The organism is Bradyrhizobium sp. WD16, assembly GCF_024181725.1.
Lineage (GTDB): Bacteria > Pseudomonadota > Alphaproteobacteria > Rhizobiales > Xanthobacteraceae > Bradyrhizobium_A.
Genome location: NZ_CP028908.1, coordinates 827798 through 845379, shown reverse-complemented (window position 1 = coordinate 845379; position 17582 = coordinate 827798). Strand labels below are relative to the sequence as shown.

General features: G+C 66.5%; 31 protein-coding genes. 23 read left to right on the top strand and 8 right to left on the bottom strand.

The features are described from left to right. Positions 1-69 precede the first annotated feature (69 nt). The 20 genes from DB459_RS03955 (at position 70) to DB459_RS03860 (ending at position 11298) form a co-directional block, all read left to right on the top strand. The gene (locus DB459_RS03955; RefSeq protein WP_253711643.1) at positions 70-384 is read left to right on the top strand and encodes a NifU family protein; all 315 of its coding nucleotides are present in this window, start codon (positions 70-72) and stop codon (positions 382-384) included. Between the two features lie 11 nt (positions 385-395). Continuing rightward, entirely contained in the window at positions 396-1646 is a 1251-nt protein-coding gene (nifS, locus tag DB459_RS03950) for a cysteine desulfurase NifS (RefSeq protein WP_253711642.1), read from the top strand. Beyond that, positions 1643-1864, top strand: a complete 222-nt coding sequence (gene nifT, locus DB459_RS03945; protein WP_253711641.1) for a putative nitrogen fixation protein NifT — start codon at positions 1643-1645, stop codon at positions 1862-1864. Before nifS ends, nifT begins: the two co-directional genes overlap by 4 nt. A 5-nt stretch (positions 1865-1869) precedes the next feature. Further along, positions 1870-2733: an SIR2 family protein gene (locus DB459_RS03940; RefSeq protein ID WP_253711640.1), complete on the top strand. Its 864-nt coding sequence runs from the start codon at positions 1870-1872 to the stop codon at positions 2731-2733. A gap of 414 nt (positions 2734-3147) precedes the next feature. Beyond that, the gene (gene nifB / locus DB459_RS03935; RefSeq protein WP_253711639.1) at positions 3148-4707 is read left to right on the top strand and encodes a nitrogenase cofactor biosynthesis protein NifB; all 1560 of its coding nucleotides are present in this window, start codon (positions 3148-3150) and stop codon (positions 4705-4707) included. Between the two features lie 25 nt (positions 4708-4732). Beyond that, positions 4733-4957, top strand: a complete 225-nt coding sequence (locus DB459_RS03930) for a YfhL family 4Fe-4S dicluster ferredoxin (protein ID WP_253711638.1) — start codon at positions 4733-4735, stop codon at positions 4955-4957. Positions 4958-4968: 11 nt separating this feature from the next. Beyond that, positions 4969-5292, top strand: a complete 324-nt coding sequence (locus DB459_RS03925; RefSeq protein WP_253711637.1) for an iron-sulfur cluster assembly accessory protein — start codon at positions 4969-4971, stop codon at positions 5290-5292. Between the two features lie 11 nt (positions 5293-5303). Beyond that, a complete protein-coding gene (locus tag DB459_RS03920) occupies positions 5304-5843 on the top strand; it encodes a hypothetical protein (protein WP_253711636.1) in 540 nt (179 codons plus the stop codon). Then, positions 5833-6606, top strand: a complete 774-nt coding sequence (locus tag DB459_RS03915; RefSeq protein ID WP_253711635.1) for a 4Fe4S-binding leucine-rich repeat protein — start codon at positions 5833-5835, stop codon at positions 6604-6606. The genes DB459_RS03920 and DB459_RS03915 overlap by 11 nt, the downstream gene beginning before the upstream one ends. Next, the gene (locus tag DB459_RS03910) at positions 6603-6917 is read left to right on the top strand and encodes a nitrogen fixation protein NifZ (RefSeq protein WP_253711634.1); all 315 of its coding nucleotides are present in this window, start codon (positions 6603-6605) and stop codon (positions 6915-6917) included. Before DB459_RS03915 ends, DB459_RS03910 begins: the two co-directional genes overlap by 4 nt. Positions 6918-6949: 32 nt before the next feature. Next, complete coding sequence (locus DB459_RS03905; RefSeq protein ID WP_253711633.1) at positions 6950-7189, top strand: nitrogen fixation protein NifZ; 240 nt, start codon at positions 6950-6952, stop codon at positions 7187-7189. Positions 7190-7192: 3 nt separating this feature from the next. Then, positions 7193-7552 carry a DUF3024 domain-containing protein gene (locus tag DB459_RS03900; RefSeq protein WP_253711632.1) on the top strand — a complete coding sequence of 120 codons (360 nt, stop codon included), beginning with the start codon at positions 7193-7195 and terminating at the stop codon, positions 7550-7552. A 100-nt stretch (positions 7553-7652) separates the two neighbouring features. Continuing rightward, positions 7653-7922, top strand: a complete 270-nt coding sequence (locus DB459_RS03895) for a hypothetical protein (protein ID WP_253711631.1) — start codon at positions 7653-7655, stop codon at positions 7920-7922. After that, positions 7919-9127 (top strand): DegT/DnrJ/EryC1/StrS aminotransferase family protein, encoded by a 1209-nt coding sequence (locus tag DB459_RS03890; RefSeq protein ID WP_253711630.1) that lies wholly within the window; start codon positions 7919-7921, stop codon positions 9125-9127. Before DB459_RS03895 ends, DB459_RS03890 begins: the two co-directional genes overlap by 4 nt. A 43-nt stretch (positions 9128-9170) precedes the next feature. Then, positions 9171-9479, top strand: coding sequence for a 2Fe-2S iron-sulfur cluster-binding protein (locus tag DB459_RS03885; protein WP_253711629.1), 309 nt, complete (start codon positions 9171-9173; stop codon positions 9477-9479). Between the two features lie 14 nt (positions 9480-9493). Next, positions 9494-9745 (top strand): hypothetical protein, encoded by a 252-nt coding sequence (locus tag DB459_RS03880; RefSeq protein WP_253711628.1) that lies wholly within the window; start codon positions 9494-9496, stop codon positions 9743-9745. A 48-nt stretch (positions 9746-9793) separates the two neighbouring features. After that, entirely contained in the window at positions 9794-10303 is a 510-nt protein-coding gene (locus DB459_RS03875; RefSeq protein ID WP_253711627.1) for a Rieske 2Fe-2S domain-containing protein, read from the top strand. Between the two features lie 28 nt (positions 10304-10331). After that, a complete protein-coding gene (locus DB459_RS03870) occupies positions 10332-10682 on the top strand; it encodes a DUF6156 family protein (RefSeq protein ID WP_253711626.1) in 351 nt (116 codons plus the stop codon). Then, positions 10679-10846 carry a hypothetical protein gene (locus DB459_RS03865; RefSeq protein WP_253711625.1) on the top strand — a complete coding sequence of 56 codons (168 nt, stop codon included), beginning with the start codon at positions 10679-10681 and terminating at the stop codon, positions 10844-10846. Before DB459_RS03870 ends, DB459_RS03865 begins: the two co-directional genes overlap by 4 nt. Positions 10847-10878: 32 nt before the next feature. Then, positions 10879-11298 (top strand): group II truncated hemoglobin, encoded by a 420-nt coding sequence (locus DB459_RS03860; protein WP_253711624.1) that lies wholly within the window; start codon positions 10879-10881, stop codon positions 11296-11298. Between the two features lie 120 nt (positions 11299-11418). Here DB459_RS03860 and DB459_RS03855 read toward each other — a convergent pair whose 3' ends face one another. The 5 genes from DB459_RS03855 to DB459_RS03835 all read right to left on the bottom strand — a co-directional run bounded on the left by DB459_RS03855 (position 11419) and on the right by DB459_RS03835 (position 14579). After that, positions 11419-11658, bottom strand: a complete 240-nt coding sequence (locus tag DB459_RS03855) for a hypothetical protein (RefSeq protein WP_253711623.1) — start codon at positions 11656-11658, stop codon at positions 11419-11421. Positions 11659-11689: 31 nt separating this feature from the next. Beyond that, the gene (locus DB459_RS03850; protein ID WP_253711622.1) at positions 11690-12451 is read right to left on the bottom strand and encodes a dienelactone hydrolase family protein; all 762 of its coding nucleotides are present in this window, start codon (positions 12449-12451) and stop codon (positions 11690-11692) included. A 98-nt stretch (positions 12452-12549) separates the two neighbouring features. After that, positions 12550-12954 (bottom strand): DUF59 domain-containing protein, encoded by a 405-nt coding sequence (locus DB459_RS03845; RefSeq protein WP_253711621.1) that lies wholly within the window; start codon positions 12952-12954, stop codon positions 12550-12552. A gap of 213 nt (positions 12955-13167) precedes the next feature. Then, on the bottom strand, positions 13168-13674 hold the full coding sequence (locus DB459_RS03840) for a hypothetical protein (RefSeq protein ID WP_253711620.1): 507 nt from the start codon (positions 13672-13674) through the stop codon (positions 13168-13170). Positions 13675-13712: 38 nt separating this feature from the next. Next, a complete protein-coding gene (locus tag DB459_RS03835) occupies positions 13713-14579 on the bottom strand; it encodes a xanthine dehydrogenase (protein ID WP_253711619.1) in 867 nt (288 codons plus the stop codon). A 309-nt stretch (positions 14580-14888) separates the two neighbouring features. Here DB459_RS03835 and DB459_RS03830 point away from each other — a divergent pair, with 309 nt between their 5' ends. The 3 genes from DB459_RS03830 to DB459_RS03820 all read left to right on the top strand — a co-directional run bounded on the left by DB459_RS03830 (position 14889) and on the right by DB459_RS03820 (position 15908). Next, positions 14889-15122 (top strand): BolA family protein, encoded by a 234-nt coding sequence (locus DB459_RS03830; protein WP_253711618.1) that lies wholly within the window; start codon positions 14889-14891, stop codon positions 15120-15122. An 88-nt stretch (positions 15123-15210) separates the two neighbouring features. After that, entirely contained in the window at positions 15211-15549 is a 339-nt protein-coding gene (gene grxD / locus DB459_RS03825) for a Grx4 family monothiol glutaredoxin (RefSeq protein ID WP_253711617.1), read from the top strand. Next, the gene (locus DB459_RS03820; RefSeq protein ID WP_253711616.1) at positions 15546-15908 is read left to right on the top strand and encodes a ferredoxin; all 363 of its coding nucleotides are present in this window, start codon (positions 15546-15548) and stop codon (positions 15906-15908) included. The genes grxD and DB459_RS03820 overlap by 4 nt, the downstream gene beginning before the upstream one ends. Before the next feature lie 117 nt (positions 15909-16025). Here the strand turns inward: DB459_RS03820 and DB459_RS03815 are convergent, their stop codons facing one another. Genes DB459_RS03815 through DB459_RS03805 form a run of 3 tightly spaced genes read right to left on the bottom strand, consistent with a single transcriptional unit; the run spans position 16026 to position 17218 of the window. Continuing rightward, the gene (locus DB459_RS03815; RefSeq protein ID WP_253711615.1) at positions 16026-16340 is read right to left on the bottom strand and encodes a rhodanese-like domain-containing protein; all 315 of its coding nucleotides are present in this window, start codon (positions 16338-16340) and stop codon (positions 16026-16028) included. Then, positions 16337-16771, bottom strand: coding sequence for an ArsC/Spx/MgsR family protein (locus DB459_RS03810; RefSeq protein ID WP_253711614.1), 435 nt, complete (start codon positions 16769-16771; stop codon positions 16337-16339). Before DB459_RS03810 ends, DB459_RS03815 begins: the two co-directional genes overlap by 4 nt. Positions 16772-16786: 15 nt before the next feature. Further along, positions 16787-17218: a response regulator gene (locus DB459_RS03805; protein WP_253711613.1), complete on the bottom strand. Its 432-nt coding sequence runs from the start codon at positions 17216-17218 to the stop codon at positions 16787-16789. Between the last annotated feature and the right edge of the window lie 364 nt (positions 17219-17582).

Sequence of the window (17582 nt, the reverse complement as noted above, 5' to 3'; positions counted from 1 at the left end):
GCCGGTCCCGGTTTCTACGTCCGCGATCCATCCGGCCTTGTCGGGCCGCAACAGGAAGAGATCAAGACCATGCTGGCTGAAACAGACGTCGCACCGAAGTCCCTGAGCGCCGACGACGCGAGGGCCGAGATCATCCGGGCCGCGATCGAGGAGATCAGGCCGAACCTCAAGCGCGATGGCGGCGACTGCGTCCTCGTCGGCATCGAGGGCAACAAGGTGATGGTCAAGCTCACCGGCGCCTGCGTGTTCTGCAAGCTGGCGAGCGCGACCATCGAAGGCATCCAGGCCAAGATCGTCGAGCGGCTCGGTGAACTCGTCCGTCTGATCCCTGTCGCCGGAGCGCCCGGCGCGGCCAAAGCGCCCCCGCTGAAGGCGCCCCACTGAAGAGGGTTGTCGTGGAGCCGGTGTACCTCGACAACAATGCGACCACGCGGACCGATCCGGCCGTCGTCGCGGCGATGCTGCCGTATTTCTCCGACCAGTTCGGCAATGCATCCTCCGTCCATGCCTTCGGCCATGCGGTGGCGCCGGCCCTGCGCGAGGCGCGGCGCTCGCTGCAGCAGTTGCTCGGCGCCGCTTCGGAGGCCGAGATCGTCTTCACCTCGGGCGGCACCGAGTCCGACAATGCGGCAATTCTGTCGGCGCTTGAAACCCAGACCGGCCGCGACGAGATCGTGGTGACCGCGGTGGAGCATCCGGCGGTGCTCACGCTCGTCGACCATCTTGAAAGCGCCCGCGGCGTCAAGGTCCACCGCATCGGCGTCGACGGATGTGGCCGGCTCGACGTCGACGCCTATGCGCGGGCGCTCGGGCCGCGCACCGCCATCGCCTCGGTGATGTGGGCCAACAACGAGACCGGCACGCTGTTCCCGGTGGCCGAGCTCGCCGAGCGCGCCCATGGCGCCGGCGCGCTGTTTCACACCGACGCCGTTCAGGCGGTGGGCAAGGTCGGTGTCGATCTCAAGGCGACCGCCATCGACATGCTGTCGCTGTCGGGCCACAAGCTGCACGGACCCAAGGGCATCGGCGCGCTCTATCTGCGCAAGGGCACGCCGTTCGCGCCCCTGGTGCGCGGCGGGCCGCAGGAGCGCCGTCGCCGTGGCGGTACCGAAAACGTTCCCGGCATCGTCGGCCTCGGCAAGGCGGCGGAGCTGGCGGCGGCCCACCTTCGCGACGAGGCGACGCGGGTGCGCAGCCTGCGCGACAGCCTCGAAAACGGCATCATCGCCGCCGTCGGCCACTGCGTCGTGCTCGGCGACGGCGATCATCGCCTGCCCAATACCGCCAACGTCGCGTTTGCGCATCTCGACGGCGAGGCGATCCTGCATCACCTGACGGCAGCTGGCGTCGCCGCCTCGCTCGGTTCGGCCTGTGCCTCCGGCTCGATGGAGCCGTCGCATGTGCTGCGGGCCATGCAGGTCGCGCCGCAATGGCTGCGCGGCGCCATCCGTTTCTCGCTGTCGCGCGATAATACCTCCGAGGAGATCGGGCGCGTACTGGAGGTCGTTCCCTCCATCGTCGCCCGGGTGCGGGCGTCGTCGCCGTCGTGGCAGGCGCAGATCGCCTCCGACGATCCACCAGGCACAAATCCGTCAATCGCAAATCCACCAAGCACGAACCCGCCAAGCATGGAGCCGGCCCTGTGAAGATCATGATCCGTCGCTCGCCGGAGACCGGCCTGTCGATCTATGTTCCGAAGAAGGATCTCGAGGAGCCGATCGTGGAATCCGAGCACACCACGCTGTGGGGCGGCTGGATCCGCATCGCCAACGGCTGGACGCTGGATCTTCCGGAAATGGCGGCCGACACCACGCTGCCGGTGACAGTCAATGCGCGCAAGCGCGGCGACAGCGAAAGCGAGTAGCGGAGATGAATGCTCCCGTTCCCCATCTCGAATTTCTCGCCGCGGCCGATGCCGAGGCTGCCCTGGCCGAGATCGCAGCGATGCTGCAGGCGGGCAGCATCATTCCTTATCTCGGCGCCGGCGTCGCCGCGTTGGCGCAGGCAGCCGTTCCGACCACGCCCGAGGCGTTGGCCGCCTTCTTCGCCACCAAGGTCGCGCTGCCCAAGCGCGCCAAGGGCAATGCCTGGGCCTCGGCCCAGCACATCGAGAGCTACAAGCATCGCTCCACCGTGACGGCATTGATGGCGGAAGCGTTCTCCGCCCCGGTGCCGCCGACAGCGCTGCATCGCCATCTCGCCGCGCTGCCGCTGCCCTTGATCGTGGACGCCTGGTATGACGGCGCCATGCGCGCGGCGCTGGCCGGCCGCGGCGACTGGGGCGAGGTCCAGGGCATCTCCCGCGCCGGCATCGGCGAAGACCGCTGGTATCGCTTCTATGACGGCTCCGGCACCGAGGCCGACCGTGCTGCGGCATCGGCCTGGACCACGATCCTCTACAAGCCTCATGGCGGCGTCACGCCGGCGAAGAATTTCCTGATCTCGGATGCAGACTATGTCGAGGTCCTCACCGAGATCGACATCCAGACGCCGATCCCCGACGTCATCAAGGACCGGCGCACCAATCGCGGCTTCGTCTTTCTCGGCTGTCGCTTCAACGACCAGATGCTGCGGACCTATGCCCGGCAGATCACCAAGCGGTCGTCGACCCGGCACTATGTCGTGCTCGAGCCAGATGCGCTGTCCAGGAACGAGCTGCGCTTCCTGGCCGAACAGGGGCTGACGCCCATCGCCATGTCGCTGCCCCGCGCCGCCGAGATTCTGGCGGGCTGACGGTCGCCTGAGGCAAGCGTCCATTGCAAGTGATGGCCGAGGCGCCGACACGACTTCCACCGTCATCACCCGGTTCTAGCGCGGTGGATCTGACGCTCGTTTCAGTATTGCAGCGAGTTCTTCATACGAGCGTCAGATCCACCACACTAGCACCCCGCAGGTCGGCCCGGATGGCGCCCGGACCCGTGCCGGTCACGCCGATCTGTCAACTTTCCAACAGACGCAGCCCTCGTCCGTCATTCGCTGTCCATAACGCGACAGCCGGTACCATTCGCCTAAATCCTTGAGCCGACACCGAATTGCGCGTCCGGCGGCGATGGCATGCGAGTTGCTAATCGATCTGCAAATTGATCTGCAAATTGATCTGCAAATTGATCCGCCCCCTTCAAACCAACCCCAGCAGCGAGGAAGATCATGTCCGCATCAGCCCAGCCCGAAGCAGCCAGTGGTCAAGGTCCGAATATCGCGGACGTCATGCAAACCATCGCCGAGCACAAAGGCTGCGGCACGTCCGGCGGCAGCGGCAAGGCGAGCTGCGGCTCGGGCGCCGGCCAGGGCGACCTGCCGACCGAGATCTGGGAAAAGGTCAAGAACCATCCCTGCTACAGCGAGGAAGCGCACCATCACTATGCCCGCATGCATGTGGCGGTGGCGCCGGCCTGCAACATCCAGTGCAATTACTGCAACCGCAAATACGACTGCGCCAATGAATCCCGCCCCGGCGTCGTCAGCGAGAAGCTGACGCCGGAACAGGCGGCGAAGAAGGTGCTGGCGGTGGCCTCCACCATTCCGCAGATGACCGTGCTCGGCATCGCCGGCCCGGGCGACCCGCTCGCCAATCCGGAGAAGACCTTCAAGACCTTCGAGCTGATCGCCAAGACGGCGCCGGACATCAAGCTCTGCCTGTCGACCAACGGCCTCGCGCTGCCGGACCATGTCGACACCATCGCCGGCTTCAATGTCGATCACGTCACCATCACCATCAACATGGTCGACCCGGAGGTCGGCGCCAAGATCTATCCCTGGGTGTTCTGGAAGCACAAGCGCTACACCGGCATCGAGGCGGCCAAGCTCCTGACCGATCGCCAGCTCCTCGGCCTCGAGATGCTGACCGAGCGCGGCATCCTCTGCAAGGTCAACTCGGTGATGATCCCGGGGGTCAACGACCAGCACCTGGTCGAGGTCAACAAGGCGGTGAAGTCGCGCGGTGCGTTCCTGCACAACATCATGCCGCTGATCTCGGCGCCGGAGCATGGCACCGTGTTCGGCCTCACCGGCCAGCGCGGCCCGACGGCGCAGGAGCTCAAGGCGCTGCAGGATTCCTGTGAGGGCGAGATGAACATGATGCGGCACTGCCGCCAGTGCCGCGCCGACGCGGTCGGCCTGCTCGGCGAGGACCGCAGCGCCGAATTCACCACCGACAAGATCATGGCGATGGAAGTCAATTACGACCTCGACACCCGCAAGGCCTATCAGGCCAAGGTCGAGGAGGAGCGCGTTGCCAAGGTCGCCGCCAAGCAGCAGGAGCTCGAAACCCTTGCCGGCGAGATGAGCGACATCAAGCTCCTGGTCGCGGTCGCCACCAAGGGCTCGGGTCTGATCAACGAGCACTTCGGCCATGCCAAGGAATTCCAGGTCTATGAACTGTCCACCGCCGGCGCCAAGTTCGTCGGTCATCGTCGAGTCGACCTCTATTGCCAGGGCGGCTACGGCGACGAGGACAGCCTGGAGACCGTGATCCGCGCCATCAACGACTGCCACGCGGTATTCGTCGCCAAGATCGGCGGCTGCCCCAAGGCGGATCTGTTGAAGGCCGGTATCGAGCCGGTCGACCAGTTCGCCCACGAGTTCATCGAGAAGTCGGCAATCTCGTGGTTCAAGGCCTATCTGGACAAGGTCAATGTCGGCGAGATCGAGCATGTCGAGCGCGGCGATGCCGAGATCCGCCAGGGCGCCCTGATCACGGCGGCCTGAGCGATAGCGGCGAGGAGACAATTCCATGACCTTGAAGATCATATCGTCGCAATGCACGAGCTGCTCGGCCTGCGAGCCGGAGTGCCCGAATGTGGCGATCAGCGAGAAGAACGGGACCTTCGTCATCGATCCCAAGAAGTGCACCGAATGCATCGGGCATTTCGACAGCCCGCAATGCGCTGCCGTCTGCCCGGTGGACAACACTTGCGTGATCGATCCGGCGTTCCCGCGCTACCAGCCGCCAGCCTGAAGGAGGACGACATGAGCTTCACCATCACGCCGGCGGCGGAACGCTTCATTCGCCTGATGGTCCGGGCCGACGGCGGCGTCGGCAGCGGCTTCCGTCTCGCGGTCAGTCCGGGCGGTTGCTCCGGGCTGAACGCCGAGATCAGCATCTGCGGCGAACCCGTTGCCGGCGACGCCGTGGTCGAGAGCAACGGCATCAAGCTGTTCCTGCCGGCCGAGAGCCGGATCCTGCTGGAAGGCGTGACCATCGATTTCAGGGACACGCCGGCCCAGACCGGCCTGGTGTTTCACGACCCCAAGCAGGCGAGCTGCTCCAGCCATTCGGCGCTGAACGCCTGAGGGAGCCGGTCATGGCGGGCGGTGCGGAACCAGGCGAGCCGCATGCGGTCATCGACGAGGGCCTGCTGGCGGCCGCCGTGCTGGGCGGCGGCCTGCCCGAGGAGGCGGAAATGCACCTCGCGCTGGCCGGTCAGTCCTATCACCGCTCCGAGCTTGCCGAGCAGCATCTGCGCGCGGCCGAGAGCATCGCGCCGGACCACGCCGCGGTGCTGATCGGCTTCTACCGGTTCTATTTCTACAAGGGCCGGCTGGCCGAGGCGCTGACGATGGCCGAGCGCTGCCTTGCCAAGTCGGCGCGCGACAACGACTTTTCCGGCGACTGGCGCGCGGTCGCGGCCCGGGATGCCGAGTTCGGCCGCTTCGACAATGCGCTGGCGCGGTTCTACCTCTTCACACTGAAGGGCTATGCCTATCTGCAGATGCGGCTCGGCAACCTCACCGAGGGCGGCGCCGCCGCGGCCAAACTGATCGAACTCGATCCGAGCGACAAGGTCGGCGCGCGGGTTCTGCTCGATGTGCTCGAACGGGCGGAGCGGGGCGATGACGAGTGACATCGACGAGGCGCTGGACTGGCAGGGCCGCGAGATCGATTGCGGCTCCTGCGCCCATGCCGAGCTGCGCGCCGCGAGCCGATGCAGGCTCAAGCACGCCTGCGTCCAGGACCGCTATGCCCGGCGCATCGATCGATTCTTCAACTGGAATCCGGACCTCGCCAACAATTATGTCGGTCATCCGCATTTCGAGGTGCGGGCGATCGCCGCCAAGCATGCCAGCGTGTTCCTGCTGCCGCCGCTGCTCGACGATGCCGAGGAAACGGTGCGCTGGAACGCGGCCCGCCGCCTGCCGAAGCGGCTGATCATGCGGCTGCGCCGCGACCCGCACCGCGAGGTGCGCATCCGCATCGTCTCGATGATCGACGACGCCGACCTCATCCCGATGATGAGCGATTCCGATTATTACGTCCGCCTGGTGATCGCCCGGAAGATCGATCCGCGGCTGCTCGGGCCGCTGATCGAGGACGTCGAGCCGGAGGTCCGGCGGGTCGTGGCCCAGCGCGCTCCGCGGGACTGGCTGCTCGGCATGGCGACCGACACCGCGGCCGGCGTCCGCATCGAGATCGCCAAGCGGCTCGCGCCGGATCTCCTGTCTCGCCTGCGGTCCGATGCGGACTGGCGGGTGCGCTACGAAGTGGCGAGCCGGATCGCGCTGCGTGAACTCGGGCCACTCGCCGACGACGAGGACGAGCTCGTGCGCGACATGGCGCGCGGGCGATTGAGCGGCCTCGCTGAACGATCGATGGAGCGGCCCCGATGAGCAAGATCTCGCGCGACAGTGATGTGGTGGAGCTGAGCGATCCGCCGTTCTTCGCCTATGGCGAAAAGGTGCGGGCAAAGCGCACGATCCGCAACGACGGCACCTACGCCGGCAAGGAGATCGGCGACATCCTGGCGAAGAAGGGCGAGGAGGGCTACGTCGTCAGCATCGGCACCTTCCTGCAGCAGTTCTACATCTACGGCATCGAATTCGTCGACAGCGGCAACCGCGTCGGCATGAAGCGCAAGGAGCTCGAGCCGGTGAACGTCCGCGACGAGGCCGATGAACTGCCGCTGCCAGGGATGCATTGAGCAGGCATGCATTGATCAAGGGAACATTGTCGATGTTCGAACCGCGACTGCCGAAATATCAGTGGGGCCAGCGCGTCAAGGCGCTGATCGACCTGCGCAACGACGGCTCCTTTCCGGACGCGGAGATGGAGGCCCTGCTGGTGAACACCGGTGATGCCGGTGAGATCGTCCAGGTCGGCACCCATACCGAGGCCAACCTGCCGATCTATCTGGTGGAGTTCGGCGAACGCCTCGTCGTGGGCTGCCTCGAAGAAGAAATCGAGCCGCTGTAGGGGATGACCGCCGTGTTCGCGATCCAGAGCCGCCCGGCGATCGCGGCTCATCCCAACGAACTCGATCGCAAGCGGATCGAGCGAGCGCTGCGCGGCCGCAAGCGCTACCGCTACGTCTCGCCGGTGGTGGAGGCGGTGACCGGCGGCTATCGCATCGAGAGCCCATGCTGCTCGCGCAACATCGATCCCGACGGCGGCGTGATCGATGTCGCCTTGATGCTGCATGAACCGGTCGCGGGCGCATGGAAGCTGTTCGCCAAGAACCATCGCAACGGCACCTGGACGTTTCATTCGAAGCATCCGCGGCTGGGGTCTGCGCTCGATCTCCTCAGCGAGGATCCGGAGCGATGCTTCTGGCAGTGAACGATCCGGCCCGGCGGTCCGACGTCAGCGATCTGGCAATGAAATTGCATGATCGCCTTTGAGAATGATTGTTCACTCTCCGACACGGGATATTGTCGCCATGACACTTGCTGCGGATGATCTGACGGAGATCGAACGGATGCTGGCCGCCGCCGGGCCCGGCAGCAATCCGCTGACACCCCTGCGCCAGCGTTTCCCGGGCCTGTCGTGGACGAGCTGCGACGCCTCGGAAATGATCGAGGAGCCGTACCGCTCGGCGACGCGCTATGACATCCATCTCGTCGATCGCAACGACCATTGTGTTCAGGTGACGCGCGATCCGGAGCGGGCGAGCGGAATCGTGCTGGCCTATCGAGGCGCGGCGGCATGACCGAACCGGCGCTGGATTACGACTTCGAGGATGAAGCCGGCACCGAGAGCGGCCCGCCGGAGGGTAACTTCATTCCGTTGTCCGATCCGGACGTCACCTTGGCCGAGGTCGAGGCGGTCGAGGCGGTGCTCAAGTCGCCGCGGCTGTCCGCCGGCGGCGAGGTCGAGGCCTTCGAGGCGGCGTTCGCCGCCTATGTCGGCCGGGCCTATGCGATCGCGGTGCCGAGCGGCACGCTCGGGCTGCTGCTGGCGCTGCGCGCCGCGGAGATCGGGCCGGGTCACGAGGTGATCGCGACGCCTTATTCGTTTCGCGAGACCGTCCATGCCATCAGCCTCGCCGGTGCCCGGCCGGTGTTCGCGGACATCGACTACTGGGCCGGGACGCTGGTGCCCGACAAGGCCGCGGCCAGGATCACGCCGAACACCCGCGCCATCGTCGCCGGCAATGCCAATGGTCATCCGGCGCCGTGGTCGGAGCTGCGCGAGCTCGCGCGCCGCAGCGGCGTGCTGCTGATCGAGGATTCCACAGAGGCGATCGGCTCGCGCTACAAGGGCGGCCTGGTCGGTTCGTTCGGCGACATGGCGGTGTTCGATTTCTCACAGCCGGCGGCGCTGACCTGCGGCGAAGGCGGCATGGTGGTGACGGACGACGTCGACCTCGCCGTGGCCATGCGGCGCCATCGCTCCCACCGCCTGCACGAGCGCACCTCCGTGGTGGTCAGCGCCAGCGCGCCCTACCAGGCGGCGATGAGCGACATCACCGCGGCGCTCGGCTTGACGCAGCTGCGGCGGATCGACGAGATCCTGGAGCGCCGCCGGCTGACCGAGCAGCTCTATTACCAGCACATCCGTTCCTTCGAGGGCATCAAGGATCCGTACACGGCTCCGGACGTCACCGAGGTGAACTGGTTCCTCTACCTCGTCCATCTCGGCACCCGTTTCTCGCGATCGAGCCGCGACGCCATCATCGAAGACCTGCGCGTCGAGCGGGTCGAGGCCGCGGCCTACTGCAATTCGCTGCATCTGCAGCGCCACTATTTCGAACTCGGCTACCGCCGCGGCAATTTTCCGGTCACCGAGAAGGTGGCGGATCGCGCCGTGGCGCTGCCCTTCCACGCCCATCTCAGCGATCCGCAGATCTCCTTCATCGTCGAGACGATGAAGGACGCATCGATCAATGTCGGGGCGGGAGCCGCGATCTATTGAGAGTTGCCAGAACACGACCACCAACCCAAAGGAGACGGGATACATGGCTACGCTGACGGTAATGCCGATGGGCAAATCGATCGAGGTCGCCGAGGGAACGACCATCCTCGCAGCGCTGCTCGGCAGCGAGGCGCCGATCGCGCATAAATGCGAGGGCCAGGCGAAATGCGGCTCCTGTCATATTTTCGTGCAGGAAGGCCGCAAGGGCCTGTCGAAGATCGCGCGCGAGGAGAACGAACGCCTCGACAGCATCGTCGGCGTCGGCTCGAAATCGCGCCTCGCCTGCCAGACCAAGGTGCTGGGCACGGAGAACGTCACCATCGAGCTGCTAGGCTTCGGATCGGGTTTGTAAGAGCGGAGGATGTCATGTCGACGGATGTAGCGGAGGCGGCTGCGACGGCAGCCGGTGTCATGATCCACCTGCGTTTTGCCCCCAACGGTTCGGTCGTCGAGATCAGCGAACGGCCACCGGCGCTGACGCCTCAGGAATGGTTCAATTTTCTCTACCAGCGCCGGGTCGGCGCCTATCAGGCGTTTTCCGGCGGCCGGGGTCTGTTCCGTCTGAGCCGCGACGAGGTCGATGGTTTCAAGGCGGAGGCGGCGCCCACCGCCGCATGACGGCGGCTTGGGGGGCCTGACGCGGCAATGGATCGGAGTGGAGGCGGCATGTCGGAGCCATCCCAGGACGCGGCGCCGGGCGGTGCAGCGCACGACGTGACGGTGCCGGATATCACGGCGCCGGACGTCTATGCGATCTGCGCCGCCAGCGACATCGAGAAGGGCGCTGCCAAGGCCTTCAGTCTGTCGCGCATCACCGAGGCGGGCGAGCATCGGCCGTTTGCCATCTTCGTCGTCCGCACCCACGCCAACGAAGTGTTCGGATACGTCAATGTCTGTCCGCACGAGGGCAAATGGCTCAATTTCGGCGACGGCGAGTTCTTCAGCCGCGATCGGGCCTTTCTGCGCTGCGGCCGCCATGGCGCGCTGTTCGAGATCGACAGCGGGCTGTGCATCGCCGGCGACTGCAAGGGCCAGAGCCTCGAGCCGGTGGCGGTGACGCTGATCGACGGCGAGGTCTGCCTCTGCGGCGTCCCTCTCGTCGAGGACGAGGGGCCGGATCCGTTCCGCGACGGCGATTCCGACGAAACCATGGACATCATGATCCATCCCGAGTGATGTCGGGGTGGGCGGGAGCGGCCATCCGATGGACCAGGGCGACAGCGGCGGGGAGCCGCTCGACTGCCGGTATTATCTCTCCTATCGCGGTGTCGAGCCGCCGTCGATCATGGTCGGTCCGCTCGCCGACGATGCCTTGACGAACCGTAACACCTTCATTCGCGCCTATTTCGATCGCGCCGGCGTGTTGCATGGGTTCGACAAGATCGTGTATGGCGAGGTCGAGCTGTCCCATCGCTATCATTACCATGCCAATGGCCGGATCAGGCGGGCGGAGATCACCGTGCCGGACGAAGACCCCGGCGCGCTGGATTTCGACGAGAGCGGCCGCCGGTTGCCGCAGGCCGCCGGTGCTGCGCTCGAGCGGGGGCGACAATGACGGTGGCCCAGCTCATCGAGGCATTGTCGCGGATGCCGGATGACGCGGTGGTGCTGATGGACAATGGCGGCGGGCTGTCGAGCATCGACGCGCTCGATTTCCTCGAAGGCCAGGGGCCGGGCGCTCCGGCCGAGGTGGTCCTGCTGCCGAACATGGACGAATGAGCAGAGCGCGAGCAAGGGCCGAGGGTGATGCGATGAGCGATGCGGAAGCGAAAGCGCCGATCTTTGAGCGGGTCGGCGGCGCGGTCGCCATCGATCGGCTGGTCGAGGCCTTCTACCGGCGGATGGATGCCGAGCCGCAGGCGGCGGTGATCCGCGCCATGCATCCCGACGATCTCGGCGGCACCAAGCAGATCCTCAAGCGCTATCTGTCGGAATGGACCGGCGGCCCGAAGCTCTATTCGCCGGAGAAGGGCCATCCCCGGCTGCGCCAGCGCCACATGGGATTTCGCATCGGCGACGCCGAACGCGACGCCTGGCTCATGTGCATGCGCGGCGCGCTGGCCGAGGTGGTCGTTGACCCCGAGGCGCGGCAGGAACTCGACGGCGCCATGACCAAGCTCGCCGACTGGATGCGCAACCACATCGCGGCGGGCCAGCCCGCGGGGGCGTGAGCGGCGCAAGGTGTGCCGAAGAGCCATGATGTTCTCGTCATGGCCGGCGACGACGGCGCAAAAGCGCGCGTGCCTCGCATTCGGCCTCGTTCACCTCTCGCCGCAAGCGGCGAGGACACCCTACAACGGGATCCCGAAGAAATTCTCCTCCTCGCCGCCCCAGGCGAGGTGCAGGGCCAGGGCCTCGCGCCATTTCGTCAACTCGCCGTCATCGGCCTCGCGATGGCTGACCTTGCCGTCGGGGGTGCCCGCCAGCAGGTAGGTCTTGGCATTGCGGGTGAAGCGCGCCAGGTCCTTCATGTCGACCGGCCGCACCACGCAGCGCGGCGCTTCGTTGACCATGATCGTGGTCGGCTTCATGATCGCTCTCCCGGAGGTCGGCGCCGATCGATCAATCCATCGGCGGTCCGAGGTCGTCGCCGCCTTCCTTCTTCTTCGACTTCTTCTTGTCGGTCTTGGCCAGCGCGTAGGCGCCGGCATTCTTCAGTGTCAGCGGCGGCTGGCCGTCGATGAACTGCGACAACCAGAACAGGGTGCGGGACAGCGCCGCCTCGGCGGCTGCCGCGTCATAGCCCGGCTCGCCGTCGCTGCCGAAGCCGTGGCCGACGTCCGGATAGCAATAGGCGCTGACATCCGGGCGCGACGCGCGGAACTGCGTGACCTTTTCGCTCGGCACGTTGTTGTCGTTGCCGGCGAAATGCACCAGCGTCGGCACCCTGCGTTTGCCGCCGGTGGCGTCGACGATGCCCTCGCCGTAGTAGCAGACGGTGCAGGCGAGATCCGGAAGGGCGTTGGCTGCCGCATAGGCGACGTCACTGCCCCAGCTGTAGCCGACGAGGGCGACCTTGCCGGCGCCGGCCGCATTGTCGATCGCGGCCTGCACCACCGCGAGCGCCTGGTCGGTGCCGCTGGGCGCGTTGGGGGTGGAGTCGCCGGCGGCCTCGGCGGCGGCTTCGGCCGCGAACGCCTCCGGATCAAGCGCCGGGGCAATTGCCACATAGCCGCGTGATGCGAACAGGTCGGCCATCTTGCGGATATGGGGGGCCGGCTCGGCGCCCTGCTGCAGCACGATCACCGCCCCGCGCGGGGCGCCTTCGGGATCGGCGCGATAGGCGGAGAGTTTGTACCCGTCGCGTGTGGCCAGTTCGATCATGACGTCATTCTCCTTGCCTGCTCTGTCTGGTCTTGTCTGCTCTGGTCGGATCTGTTTCGGCTGAACAACGACAATGAAGGGATCTCGTGCGCGACGGCTCAAAGCAGCCCGAGCTCGAGTTGCGTTTCTTCGGACATGCGCGACTTGTCCCATGGCGGGTCGAACACGAGACCGACATTCACCGTGGTGATGCCGTCCACCGTGAGTACGGCGGTCTCGACCCACCGCAGCATCTCGCCGGCGACCGGACAGCCGGGGGCCGTCAGCGTCATCACGATATCGACGGTGCCGCCGTCCTTGATCGCGATCTGGTAGATCAGGCCGAGATCGTAGATGTTGACCGGAATTTCCGGGTCATGAACCGTGCGCAGCGCGGCGACGATGGCGTCGCTCAGCGCGCCATTCACCGAGGCTTGGACCGAAGCCTGGACCGAAGCCGGGCTGTCGCCGCCATGTGGCGCCAATGTGACGGTGGCGGATGGGTGGATATCGGGGCTGCTCATGGGCGCGCCTTTCGATTGCGATGGAGCGATCCTGGCCGCGGCTCTGCGACGAGCCCGACACGGTGTCGTTCGATCCTTGCGCGAATGCGACAAAAATCCACGATGCCCGCTCCACTTCACCGCGGCTTGCGGCCGCCGTGAAGTATTGTGCAAGCGCGATGCCAGTTCGCCAGCTCTGTCGTTTGAAGGGGCGTGAGCGATCCGCTTCGAAGATCAGTTCACTGCGTCGGCGAGCGCGGCGACCACGGTCCAGCCGACTGCGCCGGCGGGATCGAGCAGTGCCAGCGCCGCCAGCATTTCGCGCGCGAGATCGAGGTTGTCGCGCCGCAGGTGGATGAAGGCGAGCGCCTTCAGCGTGTAGAGGGCAAAATGGCCGGCATCGTCCGCCGTCGCGATGCCCGCCCGCCAGGCGCGCCAGTCCGCGGGCCAGCCGGCCTGGCGCGCGGCTTCGCGCAAGCCGCTCTCGGCGGCGTCGCGCGCCGCATCGAGATTGCCGCGATAGGTGTGGATCTTGTACAGGCAGAAATAGACCGGCAGCACCGTCGGTGCCGCGGCCAGGGCCTGCCGAAACAGCCGGTCGGCCGCGCTATAGTCGCTGCGATAGGCCGCGACGCCCTGCTGGAGCAGGGCGTCGATCGCCGCGGGCAGCTCGCCGAAATTGATGCCGTCGCGCTCCGGCGCGAGTTCGATCCGGACTGGCCGTTGCGTCATCATGCTCATCTGGCGCTGCTCATCTCGCGCTGTTCATCGGTCGACGATCATTTCACCAGGTGGATCTTGGGCCCGGACCGCTCGGCAAGGCCCGCCTCGCGCAGCGCCAGGGTGCGGATGACCGCCGCCGCGATCTGCTTCACCCGGTCGTCGATCTCGGTGGCGCTGGCGGCGCGCCCCCTCGGATCGATTTCGAGCAGCTTGCTGCCGGCAAGAACCTCGGTGTCGTCGCGGACGACGCCGCGCAGCAATCCGTCGAACGGCGCCGGCACCGCAATATTGGCGAGATGGCCGATGATGAAATCCCTGTAGACCCGCGTGCCGATCTCGACGGCGGTGTGCCAGCGGCCGTTGACCTCGGCCCGGACGAAGCGTTCGGCCGCGGCCTCGCCGAGCAGTCCGGGAACGCCGTCGGCCTCGTCGGTCGCGCCGTGTTCGATGATCGTGCCGGCCTTGCCGGGCCGCGTCTCCACGGCAATGTCGCAATTCTGACCGCCGACAAAGCCGGGACCCAATCCGACGGTCGATCGCGCCAGGCGGCGCAGGTCCGGCTTGGCGGCATATTTCTGCAGCCGGGCATCGACCAGCAGATCGATCGCCTGGATGACGATGAGATCGAGCAGCCCGAGCTCGGTGATGATGACGCCGTCGGTGCGGCCAAGCAGGCCGCGAAGGGCGAGGCTGCTGTCGACGCGCTCGGCGGCGATGCCGCCCAGACTCACCGGATCGCCGAACAGGGCGTCATGGAAGGCCATCTTGCGCCGGATCACCGGCGGCGAGGGGTCGTGGGACATGACGACGTCGTAGTCGTTGCGGCGCAGCGCGACCGCAACCGCCGAGGCGATCTCGTTCGTCCCCAGGATGACCGCGGACCGGCGCAAGCGCCGGCGGCCCCTCTGCTGATCCGTGTCCATTCGTTGTTCCCGGTCGCTCAGGCACGAGCTGACGATCCTCAAAGCGGCACGCCGGCTCGGGCGTCGCCGAGAAGGTGACACCTGGTATCCGACGCGCAACTCGCGCAGCCACGAAGCAAGAGCCGGGCCGCGGCTGGAACTGTCGGGAAATGGACGGGCTTGCAACGGCTTACCCGCCGCGTTGGCGAGGCGGCCGGGCACGTGGGCCGGGGCGCGGTGCGACTTTGTCGCAAACAGGACAGGACGGGCTGGTTTGGCCCTTGCATGGGGGCGGGTGCAACGCGTGACCATGGACGGGAGAGAACCACGATGGCGATGACGGGCGACGAAATCGAGCGGCTGATCCGGGAGGCGTTTCCGGACGCTCATGTGGTGGTGGCGGACCTCGCCGGCGACGGCGACCATTTCGGCGCCCGCATCACCTCGCAGGCCTTCGCCGGCAAGACCAGGGTGCAGCAGCACCAGATGGTCTATGCGGCGCTGAACGGCCGGATGGGCGGCGCGCTGCACGCGCTGGCGCTCGAAACCTTCGTTCCGGGATAGGGCGGAATCCGGCCTTGCGTCATCCTTGCATCATCCTTGCATCATCCTTGCATGATGCTGCCGAGCGCGAGCTTTCGGGGAGTTGAAGATGACAAACGCGACATTCGATCAGATCAAGGACATCATCACCGGCAGCGATGTCGTCCTGTTCATGAAGGGCAGCCCGTCGGCGCCGCAATGCGGCTTCTCCGGCGCGGTGGTGCAGGTGCTCTCCGCACTGTCGGTGACCTATGCCAGCGTCGATGTGCTGGCCAACGGCGAGATCCGTGAAGGCATCAAGGCCTATTCCAATTGGCCGACCATTCCGCAGCTTTATGTCAAGGGCGAATTCATCGGCGGCGCCGATATCGTCAGGGAGATGTTCAAGACCGGCGAACTCGCCACCCTGCTCGGCGACAAGGGCATCGCGAGCCCGGCGCTGTCATGACCGATCAGACCGTCATGGCCGAAGAGGCCGATTTCGAACTGCCCCAGGTCTACAGGATTCACGCCTTCGGCTGTGTCACCCAGCGGCCGCCGAGCCATCCGCGCGGCAGTTGCGGCGCGTCGGGATCGCAGCCGTTGTGGGATCGCCTTGCCAAGGCCATCGAGGCGCGTCGCCTCGGCGACGTCGGCTTCACCGCGTCGGGATGTCTTGGCTTCTGCGCCGCCGGTCCGCTGCTGGTGGTCTATCCGGAAGGCATCTGGTATCGGCCGACGACGCCCGAGGACGTCGACGAAATCGTCGAGTCCCACCTCGTCAACGGCAAGCGTGTCGACCGGCTGGTGATGATCTTGAAGAAGTGATGGTGCAGGCCGCGGCGGACGCTCTGCCCTTCACCGCCGTCCCGGCGGACTGGCTCGCCGGCTTGAAGCGGGCGATGGCGGCGCAGAACAGGCGGCGCATCGGCCATCACCTGCCGGCTATCGCCGCCTTTGCCGCCACGCCTCGTAGCCGCCGTCGAGGCTGCTGACGTCGTTGAAACCGAAATCGGACAGGATCTGCGCGTATTCGCGGCTGGCGTTGCCGCGATAGCAATAGATCAGCACCGGCGTCGTTCGCGGCAGGCCGGCGAGAATTTCCGAAATATTGGCCTGGGTCAGTCGGGTGGCGCCCTCGACATGACCGGCGGCGAAAGCCGCGGCGTCGCGGGTATCGAACACGGTGGCGCCGTCGTTGCGGCAGGCATCGAACTCCTCGCAGTCGATGCGGCGGAAGGGGATGCGCGGCCGGGTCATGACGGCTCGCCGGCCGGTGCGGGGGACGGGCAGGATGCGTCGGGTCCGGGTCGCGAGCAACTGCCGTCGCGGGGCTCGGCGGGGTGCCCCAGGAGGTCGGCGACCAGCGCGCTGTCGAAGCCGGCGCTGCGCACGCCGCCGCTGGCGATCAGTGGCCGGCGGATCAGCAGGGGATTGCCGACCATCAGTGCCAGCGCGGTGTCGGCATCCGTCGTGGCGGGGTCGACGGCGCCGGATTTCACGGCCGGCGCCGCCGGATTGAACCAGGCCTTGACCGGCAGCGAACCGAAATAGCCGCGGAGCTCCGCCGCGGTCCACGGTTCGCTGAGAAGACTGCGGACCACGAGGTCGTGGCCGGCGGCTTCCAGCATGCGGCGCTGGCGGGCATTGGTGGCGCAGCCCGGCTTTTCGAAGAACGTCACGGTGGTCATGCGCGTCGCGCCCGCTCACATCATACTGAGCTGCACCAGCGGCGCGGCACCGCCGCGGCCAAGGATGGTGTCCACCTTCTTGCGCACCGCCTCGAGCGTCAGCGGTTTCACCAGGGCGCCATGGGCGCCGGCGCGGATCGCCTCCACCGCGGTGGTCTCGTCGGCTTTCTCGCAGACGATCAGGATGCGCACGCCGGGAAACTTCGCCGCCATCTCGCCGACCAGGGCATTGCCGCGCGCCTTGATGAAGGAGACGCCGAGCAGCACCACGTGTGGCGTCAGCCAGTCGGTGCCCTTGTCGTAGGCCTCCTCCGGGGTCGCGAGTTCATGAGTCTCGATCTCGTCGTGCAGCATGAACTGCAACGCCGCGCGGATGATCTCGTCGTCGTCGACCACGAACACGCGGCGCTGGTCGACGGCCTTGGATGTTTCGACGCCGATCTGCATGTCGATCTCCTCACATTGGGCGCGCACACCGCGCCGGTTGGGAGACGACTAGCAAGTTTTGTTCCGGCTGCGCCTGCGAAGCCGGAACACCTCAACCGGTCCGCTGCCGTCGGGCCTCCCGGCGTGTCTCGTTTCGAACAGCGCGCCGCTGCTGTCGGGTTCTGAACAGCGTGGAGCAGGCCGGCGTCAGCTGCGAATTATTCTTCAGCATCAATCGTTTATGGCACGCGGCCGAAAGTGGCACGGCGGTTGCTCATAACGTCTCGCAAAACGAGTGAGGGCTGAGAGCACGCCGACGCTGATGACGAGCGATGCTCTCCTTCCCGCAGCCCGTGTGCCGTTTCTTGAGAGAAACAGTCTGCGC